15 protein-coding genes are annotated in these 15,436 nt (G+C 66.9%); 10 read left to right on the top strand and 5 right to left on the bottom strand.

Annotated features, from left to right (window positions below; all coding sequences use genetic code 11):
• A partial coding sequence (locus tag NA8_RS02770; protein ID WP_157106492.1) for a DUF4442 domain-containing protein occupies positions 1-280 on the bottom strand: 280 nt, incomplete at its 3' end.
• 10 nt (positions 281-290) lie between these two features.
• Positions 291-1,451, bottom strand: a complete 1,161-nt coding sequence (locus tag NA8_RS02775; protein ID WP_063048774.1) for an acyl-CoA dehydrogenase family protein — start codon at positions 1,449-1,451, stop codon at positions 291-293.
• Between the two features lie 146 nt (positions 1,452-1,597).
• Here NA8_RS02775 and NA8_RS02780 point away from each other — a divergent pair, with 146 nt between their 5' ends.
• From NA8_RS02780 to NA8_RS02800, 5 genes are all read left to right on the top strand, one after another.
• A complete protein-coding gene (locus NA8_RS02780) occupies positions 1,598-2,530 on the top strand; it encodes a PDR/VanB family oxidoreductase (protein ID WP_063048775.1) in 933 nt (310 codons plus the stop codon).
• 84 nt (positions 2,531-2,614) lie between these two features.
• Positions 2,615-3,310 (top strand): DUF8020 domain-containing protein, encoded by a 696-nt coding sequence (locus NA8_RS02785; protein ID WP_063048776.1) that lies wholly within the window; start codon positions 2,615-2,617, stop codon positions 3,308-3,310.
• A gap of 559 nt (positions 3,311-3,869) precedes the next feature.
• The gene (locus NA8_RS02790) at positions 3,870-4,442 is read left to right on the top strand and encodes a TetR/AcrR family transcriptional regulator (protein WP_063048777.1); all 573 of its coding nucleotides are present in this window, start codon (positions 3,870-3,872) and stop codon (positions 4,440-4,442) included.
• Between the two features lie 394 nt (positions 4,443-4,836).
• Positions 4,837-5,313: a hypothetical protein gene (locus NA8_RS02795; RefSeq protein ID WP_063048778.1), complete on the top strand. Its 477-nt coding sequence runs from the start codon at positions 4,837-4,839 to the stop codon at positions 5,311-5,313.
• 115 nt (positions 5,314-5,428) lie between these two features.
• Positions 5,429-5,827, top strand: coding sequence for a PPOX class F420-dependent oxidoreductase (locus NA8_RS02800; protein WP_063048779.1), 399 nt, complete (start codon positions 5,429-5,431; stop codon positions 5,825-5,827).
• A 504-nt stretch (positions 5,828-6,331) separates the two neighbouring features.
• Here NA8_RS02800 and NA8_RS02805 read toward each other — a convergent pair.
• Entirely contained in the window at positions 6,332-6,562 is a 231-nt protein-coding gene (locus tag NA8_RS02805) for a DUF6400 family protein (protein WP_063048780.1), read from the bottom strand.
• Between the two features lie 705 nt (positions 6,563-7,267).
• Complete coding sequence (locus NA8_RS35450) at positions 7,268-7,576, bottom strand: hypothetical protein (RefSeq protein ID WP_063048781.1); 309 nt, start codon at positions 7,574-7,576, stop codon at positions 7,268-7,270.
• A gap of 1,007 nt (positions 7,577-8,583) precedes the next feature.
• Between NA8_RS35450 and NA8_RS02815 the strand changes: the two genes are divergently transcribed.
• The 3 genes from NA8_RS02815 (at position 8,584) to NA8_RS02825 (ending at position 12,442) form a co-directional block, all read left to right on the top strand.
• On the top strand, positions 8,584-9,918 hold the full coding sequence (locus NA8_RS02815; RefSeq protein ID WP_063048782.1) for a lipase family protein: 1,335 nt from the start codon (positions 8,584-8,586) through the stop codon (positions 9,916-9,918).
• 181 nt (positions 9,919-10,099) lie between these two features.
• Entirely contained in the window at positions 10,100-11,686 is a 1,587-nt protein-coding gene (locus tag NA8_RS02820; RefSeq protein WP_063048783.1) for a GMC oxidoreductase, read from the top strand.
• Positions 11,687-11,905: 219 nt separating this feature from the next.
• Positions 11,906-12,442 (top strand): MBL fold metallo-hydrolase, encoded by a 537-nt coding sequence (locus tag NA8_RS02825; RefSeq protein ID WP_169810450.1) that lies wholly within the window; start codon positions 11,906-11,908, stop codon positions 12,440-12,442.
• A gap of 58 nt (positions 12,443-12,500) precedes the next feature.
• On the opposite strand, the gene NA8_RS02830 is transcribed toward NA8_RS02825, so the two are convergent.
• Positions 12,501-13,532: a DUF2293 domain-containing protein gene (locus NA8_RS02830; protein WP_063048785.1), complete on the bottom strand. Its 1,032-nt coding sequence runs from the start codon at positions 13,530-13,532 to the stop codon at positions 12,501-12,503.
• A gap of 46 nt (positions 13,533-13,578) precedes the next feature.
• On the opposite strand from NA8_RS02830, the gene NA8_RS02835 reads away from it, so the two are divergent.
• Positions 13,579-13,782: a hypothetical protein gene (locus NA8_RS02835; RefSeq protein ID WP_063048786.1), complete on the top strand. Its 204-nt coding sequence runs from the start codon at positions 13,579-13,581 to the stop codon at positions 13,780-13,782.
• 319 nt (positions 13,783-14,101) lie between these two features.
• Entirely contained in the window at positions 14,102-15,274 is a 1,173-nt protein-coding gene (locus NA8_RS02840; protein WP_063048787.1) for a phosphotransferase, read from the top strand.
• Positions 15,275-15,436 lie beyond the last annotated feature (162 nt).

The following is a 15,436-nucleotide window of genomic DNA, read 5'->3' on the forward strand; positions in this document are numbered from 1 at the left end:
GGCGAGCGGCCGCGGCGCCGACGAACGCGGCCGCCCCGCCGATGTCCGCGGCGGTGAACAGCGCGCCCGCGTGCACGGTGCCCATGTGGTTGCGGACCGTGCCGACGGCGGGGATCTCGACGACGGCGCGTTCCGGACCGATCTCGGTGATCAGCGTGCCGACGTGACGGCCGAACGGGACCATCTCCTGCGACACCGCCCGCAGGTATTCGTAATCGACGGTGTCGCAATCGAGTTCGGGATAGGCAGCCGCGAAGCCGGCGATCTCACGCGTGGTCATGACGTCTCCTTCAGCGTTTGGTGCGCAGGGCGCGGCGGGCGATGGACCAGCGCAGGACTTCCGAGGGACCTTCGTAGATCCGGAAGGCCCTGGCTTCGACCAGGAAGCGAGCGACCAGGTGGTCCTCGCAGACACCGAGCCCGCCGTGCAACTGGACCGCGCGATCGAGGACCCGCCAGACCGCCTCGGAGACGAACGTCTTGGCGATCGACGCTTCGTGCCGCGCCTGTGAGGAGGTCGGCCCTTGCGCGTCGATGGTCTCGGCGGCGGTGCGGATCACGCCGCGGGCGGCGGCGATGTCGATCTCGTTGTCGGCGATGAGCCCTTGGGCCATGCCGTGTTCGGCGATCGGGACGCCGAACGAGGTGCGGGTGCCGATGTGTTCGATGGTCAGCCGATGCGCCCGCACCGCCAGCCCGAGCCAGTTCATGCAGAACACCAGCCGTGAGGGCGCCAGCCGGACCTGGGCGAGTGCCAGTCCCTGGCCGACCTGGCCCAGCACGGCGGATTCGGGTACCTCGCAGTTGTCGAAGGTCACCTCGCAGTGGCCGCCGGGCGCGCTGGTGTGGTCGAGCGTCGGCATGCGGCGGCCCACCCGCAATCCGGGGTTGTCCTGGTCGACCAGGAACATGGTCGGGCCGTCGCCGGTGCGCGCCACGCAGATGGTGAACGCCGCGCCCTGCGCGCCCGTGGTGAAGTGCTTGGCGCCGTTGATGACCCAGCCGGAATCGGTCTCCTCGGCGACGGTCAGCAGCATGCCGGGATCGGATCCGGCGCCGGGGCCGGGCTCGGTCATAGCGATCGCGGAGCGAACGTCGCCCGCGGCCAGCGGTGCGAGGTAGCGCTGCTTCTGCTCCTCGTTCGCGACGTGCGCGAGCAGGTGGATGTTGCCGTCGTCCGGCGCCCACGCGTTCACCGCGATGGGGCCGAGCAGGCTGGCGCCCGCGGCTTCGAGCACCTGGGCCTGGGCTCGGGTGTCGAGGCCGAGGCCGCCGTACCGCGGATCCGACAGCGGGCCGAAGACGCCGGCGTCCTTGGCCTTCTTCTGCAGCTCGAGCCGCAGCGCGTCGTCCATCACCCGCCCGTCCACGACGACCTCGCGTTCCACCGGAACGACCTGGTCCCGAATGAATTGGGTGGTCTTGTCCACCAATTGCGCCACAGTGGTCATGGCGTCAGTCTCGGGGCGGCGCGAGTCCGGGGGAGCGGGCGATAGTCAACGTCGATTGTGCGAATCGACTGCCCATTCGCCCGCTGCGGTGGCGGCGTATCTCGGCGACGGTGATCGCGGAGACGTTGCCGGGCTAGGGGACGGATATGACTGACAGAGCGGTGCGAGTCTGGCGCCGCCGCGACGAGGCCGAGGGCGTGTTCTCGCTCGAGCTGGCCCCCGTCGACGGCGGAGAGTTGCCGTCGTGGACACCGGGAGCCCACATCGATGTCGCGGTCGGCGCCGCCGGTGTGCGGCAGTACTCGCTGTGCGGCGATCCCGACGATAGGGAGCGCTGGCGCGTCGCGGTGCTGCACGAACCAGACGGGCGCGGCGGCTCGGCCTATCTGCACCGCGCCGCGCAACCGGGCTCGGTGCTGCGAGTGTCCATGCCGCGCAACAACTTCGAACTTCGCGGCGCCAACCGGTATGTCTTCCTCGCCGGAGGCATCGGGATCACGCCGATCCTGCCGATGATGGGCGCCGCGGAAGCGGCGGGTGCGCGCTGGTCGCTGTATTACGGCGGGCGCAGCAGGGGCCACATGGCGTTCGCCGACGCCATCGCGGAGCGTTACCCGCGGGCGAATCTGCTGCCGCAGGACGAGCACGGGTTGCTCCCACTGGGCGAGATCTTCGCCGACCTCGCCGAAACCCTCGTGTACTGCTGCGGGCCGGAGCCGCTGCTGGCCGCCGCCGAGGAGGAGGGCGCGCGCCGCGGGGTGCCGGTGCACGTCGAGCGTTTCGTGCCGCGCCAATTGCAGTTCGCTCCGAACGAGCCGTTCGAGGTGCGCTTGGCGGCGAGCGGGCAGACCTTCCGGATCGGTGCGAACCAGTCCATCGCCGACGTCCTGGAGTCCGCGGGCATCGGCATCGTCACTTCCTGCCGCGAAGGCACCTGCGGCAGCTGCGAGACCGCGGTGCTGTCCGGCGACATCGAGCACCGGGACGAGCTGCTCACCGAGGAGGAGCGGGAGCGGGGCGACACGATGATGCTGTGCGTCTCGCGGGCCAGATCGGGCCCGATCGTCCTCGACCTCTGACCTGCCCGCCGTAACCGCGGCGGGTGTGTGCGGCGCGCCCGGCGTAGCCGCTTCCTGTGAGAAACCGAGAGGAAAGAACCAAGGATGAGGAAAATCGTTGCGGTGGCCGCGGGGCTGGTCGCCGCAGTCGGGATCGCCTCCGGCTCGGCCGGTGCGCAGCCCGACAGCGACGACGCCGTCGACTTCACCGCCTACGCCACCGATACCCAGTCCATCGTCACGACCGATGCCGGCTCGATGGTCGTCGAGGACGGTGTGTTCAAGGTCAAGGCCGTCAACGGCACCGTGCTCACCGGCATGCCGCTGACCTTCCGGGTCGATGACTTCGAGTTCCCGATCGTGGCCGACATCGCCGGTCGCTCCGCGACACTGACCCCGCAGTTCGACATGGCGCACGCGACCTACAAGCCGGTCGCCCTGCCGTTCGAGGACAAGGCGCCGTGGAAGAACGAATACGACCGTGAGCAGGCCGCCTGGTCGCGCATGACCAGCACCATCGCCATGGGCGCCACCATCGGCACCCTGGTCGGCGGCATCGGCGGCGGCGCCGTCGGTTGTGTGCTCGGCGGCATCGCGGGCGCTACCGTCGCCTCGGCGGCGATCGTCGGCCTGTTCGGCGCGTTCATCCCGGCCGCGGCCATCGGCTGCCTCGGCGGCATCATCGCGATCGGCGCTCTGGGCACCATCGCGGGCCAGATACTGGTCACCGCCCCGGTCGCCATCGGCGCCGCCATCCAGTACTTCACCACTATCAACCAGCCCCCTGTTCAGGCGAAGTAGATAGCGGCGAAGAACCCGACGTCTCGTTCGTTGGGGGACACTCGACCCCGTCCGGCCTCATCGCCGGGCGGGGTCTTTCGCGACGTCATCGGTCGGTCATGACTTCCAGCGACCGCCGAGTTTCGGTCGATCTGCGAATCTTGGTGGGGTGCGGGCTATTCTCAGCTGCGCGTCGAAGGCTATCTGGCGAACGAGATTCCGCCGTGGGGGATGCTGGGATCGCCGGTGGAGGCGATCGTGAAAGATCCCGCGCGACTGCCGGTTTGCGTAGCGTCGACGGATTCGCTTCTGGCGCGGGTGTTGCACGAGCAGTGGTCGCATGAAGTCGTGTTGGGTTCGATTCACTGAACAACGGGCAGCCCTGGTCCCGCTACATACGCGAGGTGGCTGACGACGCTGTGCGTTCGGCTTCGATCGGTCAAGGCTGCACTGTCATCAACACCGCTTCGATCGGCGCGATGGTCGACCCGGCCCGCGCTGCGGCCGCGGCCGTCGTCGCTGTGCTGATGAATCCTAGATCTAGTGACACTAGATGGTATAGCAATGCTAAAATCGGCCTATGACGACCCAGACGCGGCGAGAACGGGAACGTGCCGAACGGCACCGGCTGATCATCGACACCGCCCGGGAACTGGCCGAGTCGCAGGGCTGGGACGCGGTGACTGTGCGCAGACTGGCGGAACGGATCGAATACAGCCAGCCTGTGTTGTATTCACACTTCGCGGGCAAGGACGAGATCGTCACGGCGGTCGCCGAGGAAGGGATCGCGGAGATGGCCGCGTGGAGCCGCGCGGCGCTGGAGTCCGCGGGCGGCGAGCCGCGCGCGGCGTTGGCGGCGGTAGCGCGGGCCTACCTCGACTTCGCGACCGCGCGGCCCGCGCTCTACGACGCGATGTTTCTGATGAAGGTGAACCTCGCGTTCGGCGAGAATGCCTCGCAGCCACTGCGGGACGCGTTCGCCGTCATGTTCGCGGCCTTCTCGCCGTTCGCGGGCGAGCATGATCCGGAGACCTTCACCGAGGTCGGCTGGAGCACCCTGCACGGCATGGCGACCCTGGACCGCGGTGGACGTCTGCGGCCGGCGCAGCGGGACGCCCGCCTGGCAGTGTTGCTCGACCAATGGACCCGATAGGCCTCTGCCGAGGCCACGGGCCCCAGCCGATGGCGCGGCTGGTCGACCGCATGGGCGCGGATGCTTGTCGCCACCAGCCGCGCCGTGTCGGACTGCACCCCTCGAACACCATCGGGCCGCCGCCGCGCAGCAGTGTCACTGTCAGCCTGATAGCGCGGTAGCCCGTCGTCGGACACCTCACGTACTTCGCGAGGCTGTGCACCGAGATATGCCCCGACAGCTTCATGGGCAACGGGGTCGACGCGCCGTCCTCCCCGGTGCATGAGCCGGGGAGGACGCAGCGTGCGGGAGCGCGTGCTGCGGCGCGCGGTTGAAATCTAGCAAGGCTAGACAACATAGCGGACGACTGCTACCGTTGCTCCAGTTTCTAACGTTGCTAGAAAAGGAAGTCGAAATGCTCATTCTCACCGGCCAGGTCATCGCCGCCGCCGCCGTTCTCTCCAATGCCATCGTCTATGGCACCGATGTCAGCGTGGCCGTGATCACCCGGTCGGTGTACCGCAAGCTCGATGACGCGACTGTGACCGTGAGTGCGGGCTGGGGTCACTACTACGGCGACAAGCGCATGCCGATTGTCGGTGCGGGCGGCGTGGTCACCGCCGTGCTCACACTGCTGATCGCACTGTTGGCCGGGCAGGTCGGCGCCGCGATCGCGGCCGGGATCACGGTGGCGGCACTGTTCACCTGGCTCGCCTTCTACGTCCGCGTCGCCAAACCGATCAATTCCCAACAGACCGCCGCTGCGCAGAGCGGCATCATCCCGGCGAATGCCCGTGCGCTGCAGGACAAGTGGGACAGCATTCTGAAGTATCGGGTCACCCTGCAGTTCATTGCCATTGCCGGACTGTGCGCCGCGCTGATTCTGTTCTGATCTCAGAACACGGGGAAGGCAGTGTCGCGCGGAGTAGGCAGCTTGCCTCCTCCACCCGACACCTTCCGGCTGATCGCCGGGGCACCAGATATCGAATCACCAAGGAGTAACTGACATGACCTTCACTATCAATGAACAGCGGTTTCTCGCGGAGGCCGGGATCGGTCGGCTGGCCACGGTGTCGCCCGAAGGCGTTGTGCAGAACAACCCGACCAGCTATCGGATGAACGCCGACGGCACGATCGACATCGGGGGCATGGGGATGCGTGCCAGTCGAAAGTACCGCAATGTCGAGGCGGGTAGCCGGGTGTCGTTCGTGATCGACCAACAGGTTTCATTGGAGCCATATGTGATTCGCGGCATCGAGGTACGTGGCACAGCCGAGGCGCTCGATGACGAGGAGCCACCGTTCCCACCCCAGGAACGCGCGGTCATCCGAATTCACCCCGAACGGATCATCTCCTGGGGCATCGACGGCGGATCCTTCGACTTCACCAGTCGCGGCGCCGAATAGTCAGGCCCCATGGTGATCCCACACACGGAAGGCCGTCACCGGCCGGAAGACGCAACCTGGTCGTGGCGGCCGACTGCCGAGGCCGACGCTGGACCTCGGCGACTGACCTGTTGTCGCCCAGCTGGCCGCCGGAATCGACCGCCACGTCCTGCCCCGTTGGAGCGCTTTCGCGCAGTACCGGATCGAAGCGTGCCTTGGAACACGCCGCTGCTGGGTTCGAAGTGCGCATATCGGCCCGACACGGACGCCTGCGTCTCGAGCAAGCAGAACACAACCTCCATGCCACACCCACCAGCGTCTACCTGAAGCCCGCTCATGTTCAGGTGTTAAGACGGTGGCGGAGGTTGTCATTACCGTCGGTGCCGAATGCGTGGACGACAGGCTGACGTTCGTCACGCCTTCATGCCGCGGCCCGCGTCGCCGAAGAAATATGCTCGGCAACCGCAATCCGGATCAGAAACCGGAGGTAACACAACGAACCGTGGTTTGTGCTCGGCGGTGAGATCAGCAGGCGGTATCGCGCGTCGTCCGATCGGGCAGGATCCCGGATCGGACGAGTTCCTCGTAGATTCGCTGCTGCTCATCATCGAGATTCGAGTACAGCATGTCGTACGCCAGATCTTCCTCGGCGAGCACCGTGACCGGATCCCAGTCGTCCCCCAGTGCCGCGAGGACGGCGCTGCGCCGTCGTGCCTCGTCCAGCGTGAGGTCGTAAGCGAAATTGTGGTCGGTCATTCGGGATCTCCAACGAGGTTCTTTCCGAAACGAATCGCTGACAATGCCCAACCGTGCCTTTCTCGGGCAATGGCCTGCATCACATTCCATGGCCGAACTTCGTCACATTTGATGCCGCTGCGCGGAAGCGACCCCCGCGTAGGCATCTGACCTGCATATTCGAGCGGCGTAAGTGGCGTCGAGGCCCAGCCGTGCCGAGCATCGGCGCAGCCTCGCCGACCGGGCTCAAACGACTCCGGGCCGTCCGGTGGCTGAGATGACTCCACTGTCGGCCGAATCGCCCGTCAGCCCGGCGGGGCCGAGCCATCAGATTCGTCAGCCCAGCTGACGCCGTGTTCGGGCTGGTCGTGGAGCCAGCGGAATGAAGCGTGGCGCCGGTAGGCCGGCACGGCGATCGTCCGGTCGGTGGCGCCGGTCCATTGTGTCCGCGATTCCCGGTAGCGATGGATTCGATTTCGCCACCGGTCCCGCAGTTGGTGTTCAAGGAAGCCCCGCGCTCATAGCGTGAAGGCGCTATCTCCTTGGCAGGCAAATGTAATCGCCGGGGTTCATTCGCCGTGGCTACGCTGGCACGTCGAATGAATATTAGAAATCTGGCAAATACACTGCAATGGTACGTGTATCGCTGATGCGCAGCGTGGCGGTGAGAAGAAATGCCGGTCCCGAGCGGTGGCTCGGAGGAAGTGGTGAGCTACCGGGGCCGGATCAGGCGGCGGGCTGGGGCTGGTTCAGGTCCCGGACGCCGGTGATCGCATCGATGATGTTGACGATCGCGGAGGTGCCGCCGTCGAGTGCCGAGCTGCCGGAGTCGAGCATGGCGGAACCGGAGGACGAACCGGCGGAACCGGTGGACGAGCCGCCGTCGGCCGAACCCGAGGCGGAACCGGTGGCAGCGGAGCCGGTGGCAGCGGAACCGGCGCCGGTTCCGGCGGCGGAGGCCACCGCGACAGGGCCGAAGAACAGGGCGGCGGCGGAGATGCTGCTGGCGGCGATCAGGGCCTTGCGAGAGAACATGTACGAAGCTTCCTTTCACAGTTGGATAACAACGCCATATGGCGTGCACCAGCAACGTTAGGAAAAAGAGATCTATAAATCCACTTCCGTTATTGTGGCGATAATCACCGTTAATAGTTGGCTAACGATATATTGTGCCGAGGTAACACCATTTGATCTTCACTTCGGATACAAATTCATGATCGAATCAGTCGATTTCTCCCACGGTGTCGCGTATCGCCGTGCGGCGGAGCCGATCTCGTAGCGGGGCCCGGCTCGGCGCAACCGGGCTGTCGGTCGTCCTGCGCGCCCTCCCGGAGGCGGCGTGCGCAAACCGCGGCCACTGCTCCTCCGCTGCTACACAGGTGGGCCTGACGAACACCGCCTGCCGGTCGGCTTCCGTCGGTGTCGACTCCCGGTGTTGTCCGATCGTCGAGGATCGCCGGTGGGCGAGATCCGGACGAGCGACCGGCCGCCGGTCACTGCACTACGCCGAACCGTATCTACACGCGGACTGCGCAGACCGCGACACCACACTCATTCCCTGCCGCGCGCGCGACGCTCCACGCCCGCCCGACGACCCCGTGCCTCCCGCCCCGCGGCGCGATCCGCTGGAGACCGCTGAGCCCCCGCTGATCGGGCCGTTGTCCATCCCCACTCCCTACTGCGGCCCCTCCGCCCCTGTCGCGGTCCCGCGATGACCCACAGTGCGGCGAGTCGAGGACGCCGACCTCCTCAGACGCAATCGGCGGCGATCCTGGTCGTCCGCAAGGCGCGGGCCACCACCGCGAGGTCTTCGAACTCGCGCGATACCCGGGGTCGACCTCAGCCCGTCGGCCGCCCGCGCCGACCTACTCGGACCGATTTCCCGCCGACCTTCAGGGGATGGTGATGACGCGATTCCAACCTTTGGGTAACCATGTTACCGTTCCGTGGGTCGCATGCTGTGACGTAGTTCATGTCAATCGGCTATTGCGACGTAGGACACCCGGCGACGGTGCCGGGTGGAGTTCACGGAGAGTTGATCGATGCAACGACAGCATGGGCGTTCCCGGTGGGGTCGGCGCTGGGCCGCTCCGGTGGCGGGGGTGGTGGCCGCGGTGTGCGTCACCGTGGTGACTGTGGTGGGAGTCGACACGCGGGAGGCGGCAGCCGCGCCGGTCGGAGATTTCTACCTTCCGCCCGCGCAGATCCCGTCGGAACGAGGCGCGATCATCAAGACCGCGCCGATGGCGCTGTTCGCGACGCTGCCCACGGACAAGGGGTGGCCGGGCAAGGCGCAGCACGTCATGTACACCTCGCGGTTGCAGGACGGGTCGCCGGTGGCGGTGTCCGGGACGTTCATCGATGCGACGGGACCGTGGCAGGGGCCGGGTCCGCGTCCGACGGTGGTGATCGGTCCGGGTACGTCGGGGCAAGGCGATCGCTGTGCGATGTCGGTGGCGTTCTCCACCGGGTTGACGGTGTTCGCGGATCCTTCGCCGGGGTTGTCGGCGAATCAGGAATTTCCGGCTTCGGCGGTGTGGAGCGGGCTGGGTGCGCGGGTGCTGGTGACCGATTACATCGGTCTGGGCACGCCGGGGATTCACACCTACGCCAACCGGATCGAGGCGGGGCACGCGGTGCTCGACGGGGTGCGCGCGGCTCATAATCTGGCGGGTGTGGGACCGGAGACCCCGGTGGTGCTGTGGGGTTACTCGCAAGGCGGCGGAGCGACCGCCGCGGCGGCGGAGATGCAACCGGACTACGCGCCGGAACTCGACCTCAAGGGCACTTGGGCAGGCGGGCCGGTGGCGGACCTGGCGGCGATCCTGGAACGTATCGATGGCGCGTTGATCGGTGGTGCCATCGGGTTCGCGATCAACGGTCTGCTCGCGCGGTACCCGGATTTGAACAAGGCTGTCGATCGGATCACCACGCCCGCGGGGCGGGCGATGTTGGAGACGCTCAGCGATGAATGCATCGGCGACATCATCATCCGTCACCCGTTTCTGAAGACCAGTTCGCTGACCAACGACGGCCGTTCGCTGAGCGAGCATCTGGCGGCGATTCCCGAGGCCGGGCCCGCGCTGGCCGAGTTGCGTATCGGTAATCTCACCCCGGCGTCGCCGGTGTTGATCACCAGCGGTTTGAACGACGACACCGTCCCTTACGGTCAAGCGCGTCAGCTGGCCGAGGATTGGTGTGCGAAGGGCGCCACGGTGACTTTCCGCACCAATGATCTGCCGCCGATCCTTCCCGGGGCCACTATCCCGAATCATTTCGGGCCGGAGATGATCGATGGCTTCGGGCCGGACAACGCGATCACCTACCTGCTCGATCGCCTTGCGGACAAACCCGTCACCGGCTGCGCTTTCGACTGACCGCCCCTCGCGCCGGGCTCGAATCGGCGCTGACCGAGGTCTCCGACCGCCCGAGTCGGCCTCACCCGGCTTGCGGCGGAGATCGCCTTGCCACGCGCACCACCTGATCCGGCAGTCGGAACCCGGCTCGCACGACGCTCAGGACGTGGTTCGACATGTATTTGCCACCGAAGGATCTGTAATGCCAGTAATTTCGCGCCGGTCACTGTTGACCGGTATCGCCGCGACCGGTGCCGCTGCCTTGGCCGCCCGCACACCCGTCCCCGCCGCCGCACAGGTGAACAACGTCGCGCTGACCCACGAGGAGCACCGCGTGGTGGTGGTCGGCTCCGGTTTCGGTGGCGGAGTCAGTGCCCTGCGCCTGGCGCAAGCGGGCGTCCCCGTGACCGTGCTCGAGCGCGGCATGCGCTGGACCACCGGACCGAATGCCGAGACGTTCCCCCGCGCCTCGTCACCGGACAAGCGATTGCTGTGGTGTCGCTCCAGCCCGAATCTGTTCGGGCGGCCGATGGTGTTCGAGCCCTACACCGGCCTGGTCGAAGCGGTGCCGGGAGTGAACATGACCGCCCTGTGCGCGTCGGGCGTCGGTGGCGGTTCCCTTGTCTACCAGGGAATGTCGCTACAGCCAACGCAGGAGGTGTTCGACACCCACTTCCCCGCGGAACTGGACTGGGCACTGATGAACAAGGTTCACTATCCGCGAGTGGCCCGGATGCTGGGCTTGGCCGAGGCGCCCGACGAGCTGATCGCCAGCGACAACTACCGGGCCGCGCGAGTTTTCGCCGATCGTGTCCGGCGGGCGGGGATGCCGTTGTCGAAGATCCCGATGCCCATCGACTGGGATTTCGCGCTGGCCGAGTTGCGCGGGGAGATGAAGCCGTCCTACACCAACGGTGACGGCGCGATGGGCGTCAACAACGGCGGCAAGCACTCGGTCGATGTCACCTATATCGCCGCCGCCGAGGCCACCGGATCGGTGCGGGTGGAAACCCTGCACGAGGTGACCGACGTCGAACGCGCATCCGACGGCCGGTGGATCGTGCATGTGCAGCGCCTGGATACCACCGGCACGGTGGTCGAGAACAAGATCCTCACCACCGGCGCGTTGATCTTGGCGGCGGGCAGTCTCAACACCACCCGCCTGCTGGTGCGCGCGGGCGCCAAGGGGCTCATCCGCGATCTGCCGGACGGGTTGGGCCAGGGCTGGGGTACCAACGCCGACCGCATCTACGTCTGGACCGATCCCTCCGCCGAATTCGGCGCTCCCCAGGGCGGACCGGTGGTCTACGGCAGCAAGAACTGGGACGATCCGCATGCCGCCCACACGGTGATCCAGGCATCCATCCCGCCTTTGTCGCTGGACCCTCGCAGCACCATGATGGTCGGATACGGCGTCAGCGACGGACGCGGCGCGTTCACCTACGATTCCGCACGCGACGAGGCGATCCTGCACTGGCCCACCGACGGTGACAGCTACATCCAGGACAATCACATCGGCCCCGCCGTACAACGGATCGCCGGTCCTGACGGCATGCTGCTCGATACCAATGCCCTGTTCCCGTCGACCTGGCATCCCTTGGGCGGGGCGGGTATGGGCGTGGTCTGCGACCTCGACGGCCGCGTGCACGACCAACCGGGACTCTACGTCCTCGACGGAGCGTTGATGCCGGGCAACACCGCGGCGTGCAACCCGTCGATGACCATCGCCGCGGTCGCCGAACGCGCAATGGACAATATCGTCGCCCGCGACATCGGCACCCGGATCTGACTCGCGACCATTCATCGACGGAGTGGTCATCATCGTGAGATCTTCTGCCCTGGCTTCTGCGACTTCGGCCGCGAGGCTCTGGCGGGGTACCGACCGAAAGCCGACGAGGACCATCGCGTAGCGCATTGTCGACGCCGATGCGTTGTCTTGCTGCCTGAAGCAGATCGAGCGGGTAGAGCGCCTTGTCGCGGGTAGCTTCGCCGTGTGGAGATCGTGTCTGTGTCGCCCCAGCTTTCGGCGCTGCGGTTTGCCGAGGTCAACGACCTCAACGTCTATGTGTGGAACGACGGCGCGGAGGTGACGCCGATCGACTGTGCGCTGCCCGGCGCGGCCGAAGAGATCGAAAAAGGTCTCGATGCGTTGGGCTTCACCGCTGACTGCGTACGGCGCGTGATTCTCACCCATGCCCACGACGATCACATCGGATCGGCGGCCGACCTGGCCGAGTGGGGAGCGGAGATCTGGGTCCATCACGCCGATGCCGATATCGTGCGGGGCGAACGCCCGCAACCGGCGCCAGTGCTGCGCGACTGGGAACGTCCGATCGCCGAGGCCCTGGAACTGGGCCCGACGTCGCGCCCGTCCCCTGTGCATCGCGAATTGCGCGATGGTGAGGTACTCGACTTCGGCGGTGGGGCGGAAGTATTGGCCGTCCCCGGCCACACCGAGGGCAGTGTGGCGTTGCGTCTACCGCGTCATCACACGTTCAAGTCCCGATCGAAGGGGACGGAAACATTCGATCGCAGTAGTCGGTGATCTCTGCGCGTGCCGATCGCTGGATGCGGTGGGCGTCAGTATGTGACGCGGTCGCGTCTCAGCCGCGCCAGGTTTCGAGCACTTGGTCGACGGTGGGCCGAATTCGGACCCTGGCCTCCGGACGGGGGATGCCGGTCATGAGGAGGTGGTCGTAGTCGGTGTCGCGGTGGCGGATGGAGGCTATGACGGCGAGGGTGAGCGCTTCGGGGGAGAGAAGTTTGGCTGCGGCGGTGCGGCCTACCCGGCCGCTGCCGCGGGCGGCGGCATGTTCGGCGATCTCGGTGGCCCGATCGGTGGGGCAGCCGGGGAACAGCCGGCGGATTTCGTCGGACATGCGGGCGCAGTATTCGACGTCCTGGGCGGCGCGGCGGACGCGGTCGCGCTCGCGGCGGCGGGCGCGGGCGTCGTCGTCGGCCAGGCATTGCTGTTCGGCGCGGGTCAGGGCGGCCTCCTCGACAAGGACGCCGAGCCGTTCGTAGCGCTTACGTCGCTGGTTGAAGCGGACCACGACGGCCGCGAGGGTGCTCTCCTTCTTAGCGCGCCGGCTCAGCGCCGCGTTCCCGGCGGGCAGGAACTCCAGATGGTCGAGATCCGAACAGGTCAGGCACAGCGGTCCGGCGGCGGAGGTGATCAGATACGGGCCGGTTTCGGCGCATTCGGCGCAGGTCCACGGCTCAGCGGCCTCGACCACCGTCAGATCCGGGGCACGGTTGTGGCGTTGGACGACCTGTTCGCGCTGCGCCGGGGTGAGCTTCCCCGACAGCCAGTGCACCCGGAACATCTCGTCCTCGCCGTTGTCGACGAACCGCAGCGCCTCGCGATCGCGCCCGCCCGACAGATACGCCGCTGTACTCGCGGTGAGGTCGTGCTCGCGCGCCCATTCGCTCAACAGTCGCGCCGCGTCGTGCATCCGCCGCCCGTCCACCGCCGTGACTTGCTCCAACGACCGCACCTGCCCCTGCCGCCAGCGGTCGACATGACTGGATCGCACCCACCCCAGAACGGCGAATACATCGACCGCCGACACGTATTTGCGCTGGGCCAGAGCCGCTTCCGCAGCCTCGGCCACGCGCCGCCGCAGCTTGGACACGGGTTCGAACCCTAGCGCACGCCGCGGGTGAGTTCGGCGTTGTGTCGTGATCTTCCTCGTGTGGTTGTGGCTGACCAACATCGCGCTGTTGCTGGGAGCCGAGATCAACGCCGAACTCGATCACGGCAAAGCCATCGCCCAGGGATTGCCGGAGGACATGCAGCCCTTCGCCGAACCGCGGGACACCCGCAAGCTCGACGAGGCGGAAAAGGACGCGGCGCAGGCCGCGAAGTCCGCTCGGCGCGAGTGATACGCGGTCGTACCAGGTGACGCGGACGGCCCTTCGCCGTTGCCGCATCCGAGGCCGGATGCGCACGCCCGAGTTCGGCGGTGGCTTTTCGGGGTCGCCCCTGCCGGGGTCGGCTGCCCGACGGCCCGCTCATCCCACGGGTGAGAAGTCCGGTGGGGTTCGTGCGCATGTCAGCCCGGAGCCGTTCTCGCCGAGCGGGTTCGGCAATCGCATCGGCGGAAGGGCGTTTCGAGAGCATGGGTTACTGTCCTGCGGGCCCGTGCGCCAGGCATCCAGTCGCCCGGGCGGTCGAGTCGAATCCCGGAATCGAGGCAAGCGAATGAACCACAAGCTCTGGCTGCTCGGACGGTCTGTCACGGTCGGTGCTCACATCATGGGCGAGAAGATCTTCCGGCCGAAGGCCCGGGATGTCGACGACGTCCCGGTGTCCGGCGAAACGGTGACACCGCGGTGGCTGACGGCCGTCCTGTGCCGCGATGTCCCCGGGGCCGAGGTGCTCTCGTTCGAGACCTCCAACGGCAGCCGCGGAACCTCCACTCGCGTAGCGATACGCGTGGAGTACAACGACGCGGGCAAGCGGGCGAATTTGCCGACCGATCTCTTCGCGAAGACGACAACAGCCTTCTCGCAGCGGATTCTGCTCGGCGGCGGGAAAATGATCGACGGCGAGACCCGTTTCTTCAGGGACTTTCGGCCTCAGGTCGATATGGAGGCCCCTTTCGGCTATTGGGGCGCCGCCGACGCCGGATCGTGGCGTTCGATTGCTCTGATGGAAGACATCGCCTCGACCCGCGGTGCGCGGTTCATCGAGCCGAACGCACCGATCGCCCGCGATCAGATCGAAGATCTGGTGCGCAATCTCGCTCGGCTGCACCGCACCTTTTGGATGCACCCCTCGATCACGGACCTCAAAACCACGACCGAAGCGCTGCAGGCATATCTCGCCGCCATCGACATGAAGAAGCGTTGCGAGGTCGGACTGCGCCGGGCCGAGGAAGTGGTGCCCGAGGCGCTGCACGGCCAGGCGGATCGGCTGTGGGCCGGTGTCGAGCGAGCGATCGACAAGGCGACGAACGAGCTGCCCCAGACCCTGCTGCACGGTGACCCGCACATCGGCCAGACCTACCGAACCGGTTCCGGGCGAATGGGATTCGTCGACTGGCAGGTGGTGATGCGGGGTGGCTGGGCGCACGACTTCGCCTACACCGTGAACTCGGGATGCGAGCCGGAGGATCGCCGGGCGTGGGACCGCGAACTGCTGGCGGCCTACCTCGACGAACTCGGCCCCCTCGACGGCCGGGCCCCGGCGTTCGACGACGCATGGCTGGCCTACCGGCAACAGTCGATGTTCGCCTACGCCGCGTGGGCGTTCACGATCGGCAGGGCGGTGTATCAGCCCGAGATGCAACCGGTGGAGACGTGCCTGACGCTGCTGAAGCGAATCACCACGGCCATCGACGATCACGATTCGCTGGACGCGCTCGGAGTCTGATACAACTCTGTTCCGCTGCCCATCGCTGTGTAGCGGCCGGACGAGAGTCCGGCCGCGCGGGACCGAAAAACATTCTGGTCAGCACGTTTCGTGCGCTGACGAGCCCGATGCGTGCGCGCTATACCATCGACCGGTTCCGACGTAACCCCGGCGACCCGTTCC

This window comes from Nocardia arthritidis NBRC 100137 (assembly GCF_001612765.1).
Lineage (GTDB): Bacteria > Actinomycetota > Actinomycetes > Mycobacteriales > Mycobacteriaceae > Nocardia > Nocardia arthritidis.